This is a genomic window from Streptomyces sp. NPDC088252 (assembly GCF_044740965.1).
Classification (GTDB): Bacteria; Actinomycetota; Actinomycetes; order Streptomycetales; family Streptomycetaceae; genus Streptomyces.
This window is the reverse complement of sequence record NZ_JBIURS010000001.1, coordinates 789328-804284: the sequence shown is the minus strand read 5'-3', so window position 1 is coordinate 804284 and position 14957 is coordinate 789328. Positions and strand designations below refer to the sequence as shown.

The following is a 14957-nucleotide window of genomic DNA, read 5'->3' as shown; positions in this document are numbered from 1 at the left end:
CGAGATGCCGCAGGATCACCGTCCGACCACGTCCGTACGCGTCCTCCTCGCCGAGGACCAGGGGATGATGCGCGGCGCGCTCGCGCTGCTGCTCGGACTGGAACCGGACATCGAGGTGGTGGCCCAGGTGGCCGCGGGGGACGAGATCGTGGGCGCCGCCCTGTTGTCCCGCCCCGATGTGGCGCTCCTGGACATCGAACTCCCGGGCCGCAGCGGCCTGGACGCCGCCGCCGATCTGCGCGAGGAGGTGCCGGGCTGCCGGGTGCTGATCCTCACCACGTTCGGCCGCCCCGGCTATCTGCGCCGCGCGATGGAGGCCGGGGCGGCGGGGTTCCTGGTCAAGGACGGACCGGTCGAGGAGCTCGCCGACGCGATCCGCCGGGTGCTGAGGGGCGAGACGGTCATCGACCCGGCGCTGGCCGCCGCCGCGCTCAGCGCCGGTCCCAGCCCGCTGACCGCGCGGGAACGGGACGCGCTGAACGCCTCGGTGGACGGGGCGACGGTCGCCGACATCGCGGCGAAGCTGCATCTGTCCGAGTCGACGGTGCGGAACTATCTGTCGTCGGCGATCGGCAAGACGGGTACGCGCAACCGGATGGAGGCGGTGCGCGCGGCACGGCGGCAGGGGTGGCTGTAGGCGGGCGGGACGGCTCCGTCCGGGTCAGTGCGGAGCGGACCGGTGGCGCGGCAGCCAGAGCGCCATCAGCAGCAGTCCGCCCAGCAGGACCGTGCCGGCCGTGCGGAACGCCAGTGCGTACCCGGCAGTGAGTTCGGCCGCCCCGGTGCCACCCGCGGTGCGTGCCGCGGCGACGGTGGAGAGCGCGGCGAGACCGAGCGCGCCGCCCATCGTGCGGGAGGTGTTGACGAGGCCGGAGACCAGACCGGATTCACCGGGGGCCGCGCCCGTGATGGCCAGCGAGGCGAGCGGGGTGGACGCCAGGCCGGCACCGGTCATCATCAGGACGCCGGGCAGACAGACCGAGGTGAGGTAGGAGCCGTCGGTCCCCATCGTGGACTGCCAGCCGAAGCCCGCGGCGGCGACGGTCGTACCGATGAGCGCCAGGTTCTTCGCACCGACCCGGGCCATGACGCGGGGCGCGCACTTCGAGCCGAGCACGATGGCCAACGACGTGGGCATCAGGGCGAGTCCGGCCTCCAGCGGGGTGTAGCCCAGCACGGTCTGGGCGTACACCGTCATGAAGTACCACATGGAGAACGTCGCGGAACCGATCACGAACATCGCCGCGTTCGCCGAGGTCACCGCCCGCGCACCGAGCACCCTGAGCGGCATCAGCGGCTCCGCGGTCCGGGCCTCCACCGCCACGAAGGCGATGAGCACGGCCACCCCGCCGAGCAGCGGCACCAGGGTCGCGGCGGCGGTCCAGCCCGACTCCTCGGTCTGCACGATGCCGTACGCGACGGAGGCGAGGCCCGCCGTGACGAGGACCGCGCCCAGGAGATCGACCCGTCGCCGCTCGCCCGCCCGGCCCTCGGCGAGCCAGAGGGCGGCACCGGCCAGGACGAGCACACCGACCGGCACGTTGATCAGCAGCACCCACCGCCAGGAGAGCAGATCGGTGAGCGCTCCGCCGATCAGCCCGCCCGCCGCGCCGCCGCCCGCGCCGACGGCCATCCAGGTGCCGATCGCCTTCGTCCGGGCCGGGCCCTCGGGGACGGCGGCGGTGAGCAGGGTGAGGGTGGCGGGGGCGAGCACGGCGGCACCGAGCCCCTGCGCGGCACGGGCGGCCAGCAACTGCCAGCCCTCCTGGGCGAGTCCGCCGCCCAGGGAGGCCGCGGTGAACAGCCCGAGGCCTATGAGGAACATCCGCTTGCGCCCGTATATGTCGGCGGCCCGTCCGCCGAGCAGCATGAATCCGGCGAACGCGATCGAGTAGGCGTTGAGCACCCACTGCAGTCCCGCCGCGCTCATCCCGAGGTCGGAGCGCATGGACGGCAGGGCAACGTTGACGACGGACACGTCGAGCACGACGAGGAACTGGCCGGTACAGGCGGCGAGCACCGCCGCCCAGGTGCGGGTCCTGGGCCGGTGCAGCCGGGGTGCGGGCGTCGTGACGTCAATCATGACGGTCATCCTCGCAGCCGTTCGGGGGCCCGTACATCGGTATTCGGACCGACCCCGGCCCGGTCCTGCGACGTAGCGGGACGCGCGCCGGTCGTCAGCGCCGCAGCAGCGTCACCACCGCCGCCCCGCCGAGCCCGATGTTGTGCGCCAGGCCGACCCGCGCGTCCTTCACCTGCCTGCCCTGCGCCTCCCCCCTGAGCTGCCAGGTGAGTTCGGCGGCCTGGGCGATTCCGGTGGCGCCGAGCGGGTGCCCCTTGGAGATCAGCCCGCCGGACGGGTTGACCACCCACCGGCCGCCGTACGTGGTGGCTCCGGACTCGACGAGCTTCCCGGACTCGCCCTCGCCGCACAGGCCGAGCGCCTCGTACGTGAGGAGTTCGTTGATGGAGAAGCAGTCGTGCAGCTCGATGACGTCGAGGTCGGTGGCCGAGAGCCCCGAGGCCTCGTACACCTGTCGGGCGGCGGCGCGCGACATCGGCTGTCCCACGGCGTCGATGCAGGTGCCGGAGGCGAAGGAGTCGTCGGTATCGGTGGTCATGGCCTGGGCGACGATCTCGACCGCCCGGTCGCCCAGGCCGTGGCTCTCGACGAACCGTTCCGACACGACGACCGCGGCGGCCGCACCGTCGGAGGTGGGTGAGCACTGGAGCTTGGTCAGCGGCCGGTGGATGGTCTTCGCGGTGAGGACCTCCTCGACCGTGTACGGGTCCTGGAACTGGGCGTACGGGTTGTTCACCGAGTGGCGGTGGTTCTTCGCGCCGACCGCGGCGAGCTGGGCCTCGGTCGTCCCGTACCGTTCCATGTGCTCACGGGCCGCGTTGCCGAATATCTGGGCGGTGGGCGGGCTCATCTCGAAGCCGTGGGCGGCGGCCATGATCCCGTAGTGCCGGGCCACGGGTGATGTCCTGAAGTCCGAGGCGCCGCCGTCGGCGCCGCCGCCACCGAGCGCACCGCGCGCCATCTTCTCGAAGCCGAGCGCGAGGACGCAGTCGCTGCCGCCGCCCTCGACGAACTGCCGGGCCGTCATCAGCGCGGTGGAGCCGGTGGCGCAGTTGTTGTTGATGTTGTAGACGGGCACGCCGGTCAGCCCGAGTCCATACACCGCGCGCTGACCGGCGGTGGAGGCCTGGAAGCAGTAGCCGACTACGGCCTGCTGGATCTGGTCGTAGGGGAGCGAGGCATCGGCGAGGGCCGCCGTCCCGGCCTCCTTCGCCATGTCCCAGTACTGCCAGTCGCGGGTCTCGGGCTTCTCGAACTTCGTCATGCCGACACCGACGATGTACGCCTTCATGAGCTTCATCGGCTTCATCGGCATGGACTGCATGGGCTGCATGGGCAAGTCCCTTCAATCGCGCGGGAGGCCGAGGATGCGCTCGGCGACGACATTGAGCTGAACCTGGGTGGTGCCGCCCGCGATGGTCAGACAGCGGGACATCAGGAAGCCGTGCACGGCCCGCTCCCCCGCGCCTTCGGCGACCGCGCCGGCCGGGCCGAGGAGTTCGAGGGCCAGTTCGGCGACCTTCTGCTGATGGGTGGTCTGGACGAGTTTGCGGACGGAGGCCCCCGCGCCCGGTTCCAGGCCGGACACCTGCCGCAGGGTGGTCCGCAGTCCGATGCAGGCGAGTGCGTGGGCCTCGGCCGCGAGTGCTCCGATACGGGCCCGGTACGTGCCGTCGAGTTCGCCGGAGCGGGCGATCAACGCCTCCAGGCCAGTGTCGAAGGCCATCTGGTCGGCCATGTGGACGCGTTCGTTGCCGAGGGTGTTGCGGGCGACCCGCCAGCCGTCGTCGATCTCGCCGACGACGGCGTCGGCGGGCAGCAGGACGTCGTCGAAGTACACCTCGTTGAAGAGACAGTCGCCGGTGATCTCCTTCAGCGGGCGGATGTCGATGCCCTCGGTGTTCTTCATGTCGACGAGGAAGTAGCTGAGCCCCCGGTGCTTGGGGGCGTCCGGGTCGGTCCTGGCCAGCAGGATTCCGTGGTCGGCCGACCGGGCGGCGCTCGTCCACACCTTCTGTCCGTTGACCCGCCAGCCCTCCTCGGTGCGTTCCGCCCTCGTGCGGAGCGAGGCGAGATCGGAGCCCGCGCCGGGTTCGGAGAACAGCTGGCACCAGAGGAGTTCGCCGCGCAGGGTGGGCAGCACATAGCGCTCCTGCTGCTGCGGTGTCCCGTGGGCGAGGAGCGAGGGCACCACCCAGGTGGCGATCCCGAGATCGCTCAGCTTCACCCCTTGCGCCCTCAACTCCTGTTGCACGGCGAGCTGCTGGACCGGCCCGGCACCCAGACCGTAGGGGGCGGGGAGGTACGGGGCGGCGTGGCCGGTGGGCGCGAGGGCGCGGCGGGCGGCCTTCGGGTCGAGGCCCCGGGCGGTGGCTACGGCCTCGCGCGCCTCGGCGCGGTGGGCGGCGGCCTCGGCGGGGAGTTCCAGGACGAGCTCGCGGCGCGCCCCGCCCTCGGCCAGCCGGGCGGCCCGCAGCCGGTGGGCGTCGCCGGCCCCCAGCAGCTGCCGGGCCACCAGAGCCCGACGCAGATACAGATGGGCGTCGTGTTCCCAGGTGAAGCCGATGCCGCCGAGGATCTGGACGCAGTCCTTGGCGCAGCCGTATGCGGCGTCGAGGGCGTCCGACGCGGCGAGGGCGGCGACCATGGACCGTACGTCCGGGTCCTCCTCGTCGGCGGCGCGGGCCGCGTCCCACACCAGCGCGCGGGCCCGCTCGACCCGTACGAGCATGTCGGCGCAGAGGTGCTTGATGCCCTGGAACCGCCCGATGGGGCGGCCGAACTGTTCGCGGACCTTGGCGTACTCGGCCGCGGTGTGCAGCGCCCTGGCCGCGGTTCCGCACGCTTCGGCGGAGAAGAGGACGGCGGCGAGGTCACGGACGTGCGCGGTGTCGGTCCGTACGACACGTTGCGCGGGGACGAGGACGCCCTCGGCGCGGATCTCGGCCGTGGGGCGGGTCGGGTCGGCGCTTCGGTGCGGGCGGGCGGTGAGCCCTCGGGTGGCGGCGTCGACGGCGAACCACAGGGTGCCGGTGGCCGATTCGGCGGAGAGCAGGAGGAGGTCGGCGTCGGCGCCGGAGAGGACCGGCGGGGCCGTGCCGTCGAGGAGATGGCCGTCCCCGTGCTCCACGGCGGTGAGGGTGCCGGGGCCGAGCGCGACGGCGCCGATGCGCGTACCGGCCGCGAGGTCGCGCACCTGCTCGTCCGCGCCCGCCGCGTGCAGCACGGCGGAGGCGAGGGCGCTCGCGAGGTACGGACCGGGAAGCGCGGCCCGGCCCGCCTCCTCCAGGACCACGGCCAGATCGAGGAGTTGGCCGCCTCCGCCGCCGCACGCCTCGGGCAGATGGATGGAGAGGAGGCCCTGTTCGGCGAGCCCGTCCCAGTATCCGGGGCGCACGCCGGGGGTGGCGGGGGCGTCGGCGTCGAGGAGCTTGCGGATCTCCTCCGGCGGTACGGCGCGTGCCAGCCACCCCCGTACGGCCTGCGCCAACTCCTTCTGTTCTTCGGTGATTCCGATGCCCATGCGGATCCTCGCCGGTCGCAGCCACTGGAACGGCGCAAGAGTAGAACACGTTTCATTCTGACGGAAGGTCGGCGCAGCGCCGGATGACGGTCGGCGGGACGGCCTCAGGGAGGGCCGGGGAACAGCCGGGGAACGGCCGGGGAATGGTCGGGGAACGAGCAATGGAGCGGTTCGGGGCGCCCGGATCGGCGCACGCTCCGGGCCGAGTGCGCGGCTGCGCCTCGTTCGCGCCGTCGCGCCCCGTTCGCTCCTCGTTCACCGGAATACCCCGGCGACAAGGAAGGTTTCACCCTGCACATACTTGGCGGTCGGCGCTGCCCGCGCCGGATCCGCACCTTGCTCCACACCCTCGATCACGCTGCCCGGAGGCCGCACGGATGCCACAGCCGACGAACGAACAGCACAGCGGGGAACTCCCCGACCCGCAGCCGCGCAGGGCGGGCGGCGGGGTCGTCCCCGTACTCGCCTTCGCGGGTATCACCGTCGCGGTGATGCAGACCCTGCTCGTCCCCGTCATCAAGGATCTGCCCGCCCTTCTGCACACCGATCCGTCCAACGCCACCTGGGTGATGACCGCGACCCTGCTCGCGGGCGCCGTCGCGACCCCGATCATGGGGCGGCTCGGCGACCTCTACGGCAAGCGGAAGATGCTGCTCGCCAGTCTCGCCGTGATGGTGATCGGTTCACTGATATGCGCCTTCACCGACGATCTCGTGATCATGATCGTGGGGCGCGCGCTCCAGGGCTTCGCCATGGGTGCCATTCCGCTGGGCATCGGCATCATGCGTGACGAGCTGCCGCGCGAGAAGCTCGGCTCGGCGATGGCGCTGATGAGCTCCTCGATCGGGGTGGGCGGTGGACTCGCGCTGCCCGCCGCCGCGCTGGTGGCCCAGCACGCCGACTGGCACACCCTGTTCTTCGGCGCGGCCGGTCTCGGCGTGCTCTCGATGGCGCTCACCGTCCTCGTCGTGCCGGAGACCACGCTGCGCGCCCCCGGCCGGTTCGACCTGATCGGCGCGCTCGGGCTCTCGCTCGGCCTGGTCTGTCTGCTGTTGCCCGTCACCAAGGGCAGTGACTGGGGCTGGACGTCGGGCAGCACGCTCGGACTGATCGCCGCCGCCGTGGTGATCCTCGTCCTGTGGGGCCTCTTCGAGCTGCGCAGCCCGGCCCCGCTGGTCGATCTGCGGACCACGGCCCGGCGCGAGGTGCTGCTCACCAACCTCGCCTCGATCATGGTCGGGGTCGCGTTCTACGCCGTCTCGCTCGTCCTGCCGCAGCTGCTCCAGCTGCCGGAGTCGACGGGGTACGGGCTCGGCCGGTCGATGGTGGTCGCGGGGCTGTGCGTGGCGCCGCTGGGCCTGACGATGATGTTCGTCGCCCCGCTGTACGCCCGGCTGTCCGCCCGTCGGGGCCCCAAGGTCTCGCTGATGCTCGGCATGCTGATCATCGCGGTCGGTTACGGGGCGGGGCTCGGGCTGATGAGCGCCGCCTGGCAGACGGTCGTGATCGCGGTGGTGCTCGGCGCCGGTATCGGACTCGCGTACTCCTCGCTGCCCGCGCTGATCATCGGAGCCGTGGATCCGTCCGAGACGGGTGCGGCCAACGGTCTGAACACCTTGATGCGGTCGATCGGCACGTCGGTGTCCAGCGCGGTGATCGGCATGGTGCTGGCCAACACCTCGGTGCGGACCGGCGGGGTGTCGCTGCCCTCGATGGAGGGGTTCCGCATCTCGTTCCTGATCGCGACGGGCGCGGTGGTGGTCGGACTGGTGCTGGCCTCGTTCCTGCCGTCGCGGCGCGAGGCGATGCGCCCGGCCCTGCTGGCGAGCAGCGAGGACGACGCGCCGGTCACCGCGCGCTCCGTCTCCCGCCCCGTCACCGGCTCGGGCGGCTTCCGCGGCCGGGTGCTGGACGCGGACGGTGCGCCGGTGGCCCGCGCCAATGTCACGCTGATCGACCACCGGGGCCGGCAGGCAGGTCTCACCGTGGCGGACGAGGACGGCCACTACATGCTGGCCGCCCCGTCCGGCGGCAGCTACGTGCTGGCCGGATCGGCCGCCGGGTACGCGCCGCGCGCCCGCCCGGCGGTCTACCCGGGCAACGGGCTGCCGGTCGACGCCGACCTGGTGCTGACGGCCGGGACCTCTCGCCTGGATCATGCCGGGCTCGCGGGCCCCGGCGCCGCACCCTGACCCGCCCCGATCCGGCCTGACCCGACCTGCCGCGGCCTGACCCGGCCCGATCCTCTCCGATCCGGACGAAGGGCCTCAGCGCACCGGGGCGTCGAACCGCGGTGTCGTCGTGAGCAGATGCGAGACGTCCGACCCCGCCGGAAGCTCCTGCGGCCGCGCGCCGCGGGTGAACAGCCGGGCGGGGTGGGCGCCCTGCACCCGGGCCTGGCGCCCGTTGACCCGCAGCCAGGACCCCTCCCGCAGGCCGAGCACCGGTACGTCGTTCTCCTCCAGGAACTCGGTGAGCCGCTCCTCGCGGGTCTCGCCCTTGTGGGTGCTCTCCGGGTCCGGGTCCAGGTAGTGCGGGTTGATCTGGAAGGGGACGAGGCCGAGGGTCTCGAAGGACGGCGGCTGCACGATGGGCATGTCGTTGGTCGTGCGGAGGGTGGGCGCCGCCATGTTCGTCCCCGCGCTGGCTCCCATGTACGGCAGCCCGCCGCGCACCGCTTCGGTCACGGCGTCCCGCAGACCGGTCCGGTACAGGGCGCTCAGCAGCCGGAAGGAGTTGCCGCCGCCGATGAACACGGCGTCGGACGCGGCGAGTTCGGCGACCGGGTCGGCGTTCTCGTGGACCCCTCGGACACTGATGCCGGACGGCGCGAGGGCGTCGTGGACGCGTGCGGTGTACGCGGTGTAGTCGGCGAGCGCGTAGGGGACGAAGGCCAGCCGGGCGCCGGAGGGCAGGAACGCGGTGACGGTGTCGAGGGCGTGTTCCAGATAACCACGCCCGTACTGGGTGGAGTTGGAGAGCAGCAGCAGATTCACAGGGTTCCTCTTGGTTCTGTTCTGGTTCTTGGTTCTGTTCTGGTTCTTGGTTCTGTTTTGGTTCTTGGTTCTGTTCTGGTTCATCGGTCGGTACGAGGGCGGCGGGCGCGGGGCTTCGGCCGCTGCGGGGGCTGGGTCAGCCGCCGTTCCAGCAGCTGGGCCGCGTGGCGCAGGGCGTCGAGCCGGTCCTCGGGCGCCCCGCGGAAGAGCTCCTCGGCGCCGCCGAGGCTGAGGCTCCCGTACGGCTCGCGCCCGAGGAACACCGGTACGGCGACGGTCGCGATGCCGGTGTCGTACTCGCCGACCGTCCAGGCGTACCCCTGGGCGCGGACCTTGAGGAACTCCTCCTCCAGCCGGTCCGGGTCGGTCACCGTCCGGTCGGTGAAGCGGGCCATCGGGCGGCCCCGGAAGAGCCGGTGGCGCTGGTCGTCGGGCAGATACGCGTAGTACGACTTGCTGGTCGCCCCGGCGTGCGCCGGGTAGAGCTCGCCGACCAGCGGGTAGTAGCGCAGCGGCCCGGCCTCGCCCTCCTCCGCGGCGACGCACCGCATGTGGAAGCTGTCCGGCAGACAGAACAGGACGGTGTCGCCGGTGACCCGGCGCAGCTCCTCCAGGACCGGTCCGGCCAGCAGTTCCAGTGAGCCGGAACGCTCCCAGAGCCTGCCCAGGCGCAGCACGGCGGGGCCGATGCGGTAGCGGCGGGTGGCGGGGTCGGAGACCAGGAAGCCGCGCCCGGCGAGGGTGGCGAGCAGCCGCTGGGCCACCGAGGTGTCCCAGCCGAACTCCTCGGCGACCTCGGTGACGCCCCAGTCGGGCCGCGTCCGTTCGAAGGCGAGCAGCACCAGGAGCGCCCGGTCGACGGTTTGCAGCGCCCCGGCGGGAGTGCGCCGGTCCAGATCGAAGTCCGCCATCGTCATCTCACCATTCAGACCTGAATTGCAAATAACGGGAAACAGTTGCGTTCAACGCTATCCGATCCCGAATGTTGCCTCAGCACCCCGCCCCGCGCCGTCGAGCGCCGGCCCGGGTGCCCGGACTGCGCCGCCCCGGGTGTCCGGCCGAGTGAGAAAGGCCCTCCATGTTGAAGTACGTGCTGGACATCGTCGAGCTGTTGGACGATCCCCAGGTCAATGGCAAGACGGTCGCCGAGTACCTCGACTCCGTGAGCGGGGCCGAGGGATCGTCCGCCCAGGTCACCACGGTCAACGGCGAGCGGGGCTCGACGGACTTCGTGATGGTCCGCATCCCCGGCACCCAAGGGCGTACGTCCGGGGGCAGTGCCCGCACGCTGGGCGTGGTGGGCCGGCTCGGCGGCATCGGCGCCCGGCCCGAGGTGACCGGCATGGTCTCCGACGCCGACGGCGCGGTCTCCGCGATCGCCACCGCCGCCAAGCTGCTCGACATGCGCCGCCGCGGCGACGTGCTGCCCGGCGACGTGATCGTCGCCACCCACATCTGCCCGGACGCGCCGACCGAGCCGCACGACCCGGTGCCCTTCATGGGCTCGCCCGTGGACATCGCCACCATGAACCGCCACGAGGTGACCGGCGAGATGGAGGCCGTGCTCTCCATCGACACCACCAAGGGCAACCGCATCATCAACCACAAGGGCCTCGCCCTGTCGCCCACCGTCAAGGAGGGCTGGGTGCTGCGGGTCAGCGAGCAGCTCGGCGAGCTGCTCGCCGTGGTGACCGGTGAGCCGTTGGTCACGTACCCCGTGACCACGCAGGACATCACCCCGTACGGTAACGGGGCACACCACATCAATTCGATCCTGCAGCCCGCCACCGCGACGGCCGCTCCGGTCGTCGGCCTGGCCATCACCTCGGCCGCCGCGGTACCGGGCTGCGGTACGGGCGCGAGCCACGAGACGGACATCGCGTCCGCCGCCCGCTACGCCGTGGAGGTCGCCAAGGCCTACGGCAGTGGCCACCTGGACTTCCACGACGCGGTGGAGTTCGACAACCTCGTCAACCGCTACGGGTCGCTGGCTCACCTCCAGACCCTCGGCCGTACACCCCAGGAGTCCTGATGGCAGCCGCCCCGCAGGCCGAGGCCGTGGCCCACGAGACCAAGACCATCGGCAGCGACGACTACGCGCTCTCCCGCGTCCCCCGCGACAAGCGGTTCGGCTTCTGGTCCATGCTGCTCCAGTGGCTGGCCCAGTCCGGCTCGATCTCGCAGTTCACCCTCGGCGCCACCATCGGTGTCGGCATGACCTTCGGCAACGCCTTCCTCGCCTTCACGCTCGGCGCGGTGATCCTGGAGATCGTGATCTTCGCGATCGGTCTGGCCGGTATGCGCGAGGGACTGGCGACCCCGATGCTGACCCGCTGGGTCGGCTTCGGCCGCAACGGCTCGGCGCTGGTCAGCTTCGTCATCGCGGTCAGTCTGGTCGGCTGGTTCGGCGTCCAGAACACGATCTTCGGCAACAGCGTCTCGGCGCTGGTCGGCGGCCCGTCCTGGATGTGGTGCGTACTGGCGGGCATCGCCATCACCGCGCTGGTGATCTTCGGCTTCAAGTACATGGCCGTCTTCGCCAAGATCGTCACGCCGCTCTTCTTCGCGATGGTCGCCTGGTCGATCGTCTCGACGCTGAAGGACCACTCGATCAGCGATCTGATCCACTCGCCGGCCCCCGGCCAGACGATTCCGCTCGCCGTCGCCGCCACCGCCATCGCGGGCGGCTTCATGACCGGCGCGATCGTGGCCCCGGAGATGACCCGGTACAACTCGAAGGGCTCGCACGTCTTCCTGCAGAGCGCCTCGTCGATGATCCTCTCCGAGTACATCGTCGGCATGACCGGTGTGCTCCTGGGTCACCTGGTCAAGAGCAACGAGGTCTCGCACATCGTGCTCTCCACCTCGGGTGCCTTCGGTGTGATCGTGGTCCTGATGTCCACCGCCAAGATCAACGACTGGAACCTGTACGGCTCCTCGCTCGGCGTCGTCAACTTCTTCCAGGTCGTCTTCGGCAAGCGGATCCACCGCGGCGCGGTCACGATCGTCCTCGGCATCGCCGGCACGGTCCTGTCCGCGGTCGGGATCATGACCCACTTCACCGAGTTCCTCTCCATCCTCGGCGTCGCGATCCCGCCGATCGGCGGCATCATCGTCGCCGAGTACTGGGTCGTGAAGCGGATGCGCAAGCCGCTGGACGACACCCGGGAGTCCGAGACCCTGCCGACGTCCTCGCCGACCTGGGTGCCGATGTCCATCGTCATCTGGATCGCGGCGTTCTGCGTCGGCAAGTTCTACGAGGGCGGCATCCCGGCCCTGAACTCGCTGGCCACCGCCTTCGTCCTGTACAGCGTCCTCGGCCTGCTGGGCTGGGTGAGGCCGTACGGCACCTCCGCCCTGGACGACGAGGACGCCGACGCCCCCGCCGCCCGCGCTACGACCTCTGTGGGAGCAGCATGACCACCTCCGACCCCACCGCCTCGTTCGTCGCGGCCTCCGACGAGGCCCAGAACGAGGTCATCGATCTCTGCGCCGAACTGATCAGGTTCGACACGTCCAACCCCACCAGCGACGAGCGCGCGAGCGCCGAGTGGGTGGTGGGCCGCCTCGCCGAGGTGGGCATCGACTCCGAACTGATCGAGTCGGCGCCGGGCCGCGCCAGCGTCGTCGCGCGCATCGCGGGCCGCGACTCCGGGCGCGGCGCCCTCCTGGTCCACGGCCATCTGGACGTGGTCCCCGCCGACGCCTCCGAGTGGCAGGTCCCGCCGTTCTCCGGCGAGATCCGCGACGGCTACCTCTGGGGCCGCGGCGCGATCGACATGAAGGACACGGTGGCCGTCATGCTGGCCACCGCCCGCCACTTCGCCCGTACCGGCACCGAGCCGTCCCGCGACCTGGTCCTCGCCTTCCTCGCCGACGAGGAGGCGGGCGGCAAGTTCGGCGCCCACTGGCTGGTCGAGCACCGCCCCGAGCTCTTCGCCGGCGTCACCGAGGCGATCGGCGAGGGCGGCGGCTTCTCCTTCGCCATCGACGACACCCGTCGCCTCTACCCGATCGAGAACGCCCAGCGCGGCATGGCCTGGATGGAGCTCACCGCCACCGGCCGGGCCGGCCACGGCTCGTCCCCCAACGACGAGAACGCGGTCACCGACCTCGCGGAGTCGTTGGCCCGCATCGGCCGCGAGACCTTCCCGATCCGTCTGATCGAACCGGTCCGCGCCCTGCTCGAAGAGGCCGCCCGCCTCTACGGCGTCGAGTTCGACGAGAACGACATCGAGGGCAGCCTGGAGCGGCTGGGCCCGGTCTCCGACTTCATGCAGGTGGTGCTCCGCAACTCCGCGAACCCCACCATGTTCGACGCGGGCTACCAGACCAACGTCATCCCCGGAAAGGCGACCGCCCGGGTGGACGGCCGCTTCCTGCCCGGCCACGAGCAGGAGCTGGTCGACACGATCGACAGGCTTCTCCTCCCGTCGGTCAGCCGCGAGTGGGTCAACCACGACATCGCGATGGAGACGACGTTCGACGGCCCGCTGGTCGACGCCATGTGCGCGGCCGTGCGCGCCGAGGACCCGGACGGCCACCCGGTCCCGTACTGCAACCCCGGCGGCACCGACGCCAAGGCCTTCACCCATCTCGGCATCCGCTGCTTCGGCTTCAAGGGTCTCAAGCTCCCGCACGACCTGGACTACGGCCGCCTCTTCCACGGCGTGGACGAGCGCGTCCCGCTGGAGGGCCTGCGCTTCGGCGTCCGCGTCATGACCCGACTCTGGCAGAGCTGCTGACCTCCGTGTCGCAGCCCCGCCGGGGGCGCCCCGACCCGGGCTCACCCCTCGTACGCCCCCGCCGATTCCTACGGCGGGGGCGTACGGCATGAAGAAGGACCGCCCCGAACCGCCTTCTCCGTACCGGCAGTTAGGATCCAGTCGGATCATTGGCCGATGGCCACCGACATCCGGGGGGATGAGCGGAATGCGCGCAGGGGTATATCTGGCACACCCGCGGCCGGGCAGCTTCAACCACGCCGTGTACGACGCCGTGGTGGAGGAGCTGCGCGGCCGTGGGTGCGAGGTGGTCGCGCACGATCTCTGTGCCGAGGGATTCGCACCCGTGCTCGCCGCCGACGAGACGTGGACGGTCCGATCGGCAGCGCGTTCCGCCGACCCGCAGGTGGCACTGCACCGGGCGGAAGTGGCCTCCCTCGATGCCCTGGTGTTCGTCCACCCGAACTGGTGGGGCATGCCGCCCGCCGTGCTCACGGGCTGGGTGCAGCGCGTGCTCGCACCGGGCGTCGCCTACAAGCTCGGCAGCGCGCAGGGCGAGCCCGCCGGGCTGCTGAAGGCCGGCCGGGCCCTGGTCCTGAACACCTCGGACACTCCCGCCGCACGCGAGGAGAGCGAGTTCGGGGACCCGCTGGACCGGATCTGGTCGGCTTGCGTCCTGCCGTACGTGGGAGTCACCGACGTGCGCCGGGTCGTCTTCCGTACGGTCACCGATTCGTCCGACGAGACGCGCGCCTCCTGGCTGCGCCGGGCACGCGAGCAGGCCGCCGCACTGCTGGTCTGACGCCGGGAGCCTGCTCCCTGTCGTGCGCCAGGCCGTTACGGCCCGCACCGGGCCGTAAGCCTCCCGTACCACCGGCCCGGCCCCCGCCGACGCCCACGGCAGGGGTGTACGGCACGATGGGGCGCCGTCGAACCCCGCAGAACCGTCCCCGCCAGGAGGAACCCGTGCCCGCCGAGTCCGTCGCCGAGCCGTCGCCCGAGATTCTCGCCGCCTTCCAGGCCGCCAAGGGCTTCATGCCGGTGGTAGAGGGACTCGCGCTGTACGCGGCCGCCGCCGAGGCCGCCGCACTGGGGCTGCCGGTCCTTGAGGTCGGCACGTACTGCGGACGCTCCACCATCCTGCTCGCCGACGTCGCCCGCGCGGCCGGCGTGACGGCCCTCACCGTGGATCACCACCGCGGCAGCGAGGAGCAGCAGCCGGGCTGGGAGTACCACGACCCGACCGTCGTGGACCCGGAGGTCGGCCGCATGGACACGCTGCCGACGTTCCGCCGGACCCTGCACGCGGCGGGTCTCGAAGACCACGTCGTGGCCCTGGTCGGACGGTCTTTGCAGGTCGCCGCCGTCTGGAGCGGGAAGCTCGGCTTCGTCTTCATCGATGGTGGGCACACCGACGAGCACGCGGGCGGTGACTACGAGGGCTGGGCGCCGCATGTCGCCGAGGGCGGGCTGCTGGTGATCCACGACGTGTTCCCGGACCCGGCGCACGGCGGCCAGGCCCCGTACCGGATCTATCTGCGGGCGCTGGCCTCCGGCGCGTTCAGCGAGGTCTCGGCAACGGATTCGCTGCGTGTGCTGCGGCGCACGGGACCGGGTATCTGAGGCGCGCC

Annotated in this window: 12 protein-coding genes; 7 read left to right on the top strand and 5 right to left on the bottom strand. The window is 71.6% G+C overall.

The features are described 5' to 3' along the window. Window positions 1-4: 4 nt before the first annotated feature. Window positions 5-637: a response regulator transcription factor gene (locus ACIOHC_RS03560; RefSeq protein WP_351079742.1), complete on the top strand. Its 633-nt coding sequence runs from the start codon at window positions 5-7 to the stop codon at window positions 635-637. A 24-nt stretch (window positions 638-661) separates the two neighbouring features. On the opposite strand, the gene ACIOHC_RS03555 is transcribed toward ACIOHC_RS03560, so the two are convergent. The 3 genes from ACIOHC_RS03555 to ACIOHC_RS03545 form a co-directional block, all read right to left on the bottom strand. Continuing rightward, on the bottom strand, window positions 662-2092 hold the full coding sequence (locus ACIOHC_RS03555) for an MFS transporter (RefSeq protein WP_351079657.1): 1431 nt from the start codon (window positions 2090-2092) through the stop codon (window positions 662-664). A gap of 85 nt (window positions 2093-2177) precedes the next feature. Further along, complete coding sequence (locus ACIOHC_RS03550) at window positions 2178-3374, bottom strand: lipid-transfer protein (RefSeq protein ID WP_365688446.1); 1197 nt, start codon at window positions 3372-3374, stop codon at window positions 2178-2180. Between the two features lie 54 nt (window positions 3375-3428). Beyond that, window positions 3429-5606, bottom strand: a complete 2178-nt coding sequence (locus tag ACIOHC_RS03545) for an acyl-CoA dehydrogenase (RefSeq protein WP_401841181.1) — start codon at window positions 5604-5606, stop codon at window positions 3429-3431. Window positions 5607-5983: 377 nt separating this feature from the next. Between ACIOHC_RS03545 and ACIOHC_RS03540 the strand changes: the two genes are divergently transcribed. Continuing rightward, window positions 5984-7798 carry an MFS transporter gene (locus tag ACIOHC_RS03540; protein ID WP_401841178.1) on the top strand — a complete coding sequence of 605 codons (1815 nt, stop codon included), beginning with the start codon at window positions 5984-5986 and terminating at the stop codon, window positions 7796-7798. 75 nt (window positions 7799-7873) lie between these two features. On the opposite strand, the gene pepE is transcribed toward ACIOHC_RS03540, so the two are convergent. Together pepE and ACIOHC_RS03530 are read right to left on the bottom strand one after the other, a co-directional pair. Then, window positions 7874-8602, bottom strand: coding sequence for a dipeptidase PepE (gene pepE / locus ACIOHC_RS03535; protein ID WP_351079648.1), 729 nt, complete (start codon window positions 8600-8602; stop codon window positions 7874-7876). 80 nt (window positions 8603-8682) lie between these two features. Next, window positions 8683-9513, bottom strand: a complete 831-nt coding sequence (locus ACIOHC_RS03530; RefSeq protein WP_351079736.1) for an IclR family transcriptional regulator — start codon at window positions 9511-9513, stop codon at window positions 8683-8685. A 167-nt stretch (window positions 9514-9680) separates the two neighbouring features. On the opposite strand from ACIOHC_RS03530, the gene ACIOHC_RS03525 reads away from it, so the two are divergent. The 5 genes from ACIOHC_RS03525 (at window position 9681) to ACIOHC_RS03505 (ending at window position 14949) form a co-directional block, all read left to right on the top strand. Beyond that, complete coding sequence (locus tag ACIOHC_RS03525; protein ID WP_351079645.1) at window positions 9681-10634, top strand: DUF1177 domain-containing protein; 954 nt, start codon at window positions 9681-9683, stop codon at window positions 10632-10634. After that, the gene (locus tag ACIOHC_RS03520; RefSeq protein ID WP_351079642.1) at window positions 10634-12022 is read left to right on the top strand and encodes a cytosine permease; all 1389 of its coding nucleotides are present in this window, start codon (window positions 10634-10636) and stop codon (window positions 12020-12022) included. Before ACIOHC_RS03525 ends, ACIOHC_RS03520 begins: the two co-directional genes overlap by 1 nt. After that, on the top strand, window positions 12019-13347 hold the full coding sequence (locus tag ACIOHC_RS03515; RefSeq protein WP_351079639.1) for a M20/M25/M40 family metallo-hydrolase: 1329 nt from the start codon (window positions 12019-12021) through the stop codon (window positions 13345-13347). Before ACIOHC_RS03520 ends, ACIOHC_RS03515 begins: the two co-directional genes overlap by 4 nt. A gap of 187 nt (window positions 13348-13534) precedes the next feature. Continuing rightward, window positions 13535-14128, top strand: coding sequence for an NAD(P)H-dependent oxidoreductase (locus tag ACIOHC_RS03510; protein ID WP_351079636.1), 594 nt, complete (start codon window positions 13535-13537; stop codon window positions 14126-14128). A gap of 164 nt (window positions 14129-14292) precedes the next feature. After that, window positions 14293-14949 carry a class I SAM-dependent methyltransferase gene (locus tag ACIOHC_RS03505; RefSeq protein ID WP_389635451.1) on the top strand — a complete coding sequence of 219 codons (657 nt, stop codon included), beginning with the start codon at window positions 14293-14295 and terminating at the stop codon, window positions 14947-14949. Window positions 14950-14957 lie beyond the last annotated feature (8 nt).

Excerpts from the sequence above, each read along its gene's own strand:
- ACIOHC_RS03560 (WP_351079742.1), top strand. The coding sequence starts at position 5 with ATGCCGCAGGATCACCGTCCGACCACGTCCGTACGCGTCCTCCTCGCC.
- ACIOHC_RS03540 (WP_401841178.1), top strand. The coding sequence starts at position 5,984 with ATGCCACAGCCGACGAACGAACAGCACAGCGGGGAACTCCCCGACCCG.
- ACIOHC_RS03510 (WP_351079636.1), top strand. The coding sequence starts at position 13,535 with ATGCGCGCAGGGGTATATCTGGCACACCCGCGGCCGGGCAGCTTCAAC.
- ACIOHC_RS03545 (WP_401841181.1), bottom strand. The coding sequence starts at position 5,606 with ATGGGCATCGGAATCACCGAAGAACAGAAGGAGTTGGCGCAGGCCGTA.
- ACIOHC_RS03520 (WP_351079642.1), top strand. The coding sequence starts at position 10,634 with ATGGCAGCCGCCCCGCAGGCCGAGGCCGTGGCCCACGAGACCAAGACC.
- ACIOHC_RS03525 (WP_351079645.1), top strand. The coding sequence starts at position 9,681 with ATGTTGAAGTACGTGCTGGACATCGTCGAGCTGTTGGACGATCCCCAG.
- ACIOHC_RS03550 (WP_365688446.1), bottom strand. The coding sequence starts at position 3,374 with ATGAAGGCGTACATCGTCGGTGTCGGCATGACGAAGTTCGAGAAGCCC.
- ACIOHC_RS03530 (WP_351079736.1), bottom strand. The coding sequence starts at position 9,513 with ATGGCGGACTTCGATCTGGACCGGCGCACTCCCGCCGGGGCGCTGCAA.
- ACIOHC_RS03555 (WP_351079657.1), bottom strand. The coding sequence starts at position 2,092 with ATGACCGTCATGATTGACGTCACGACGCCCGCACCCCGGCTGCACCGG.
- ACIOHC_RS03515 (WP_351079639.1), top strand. The coding sequence starts at position 12,019 with ATGACCACCTCCGACCCCACCGCCTCGTTCGTCGCGGCCTCCGACGAG.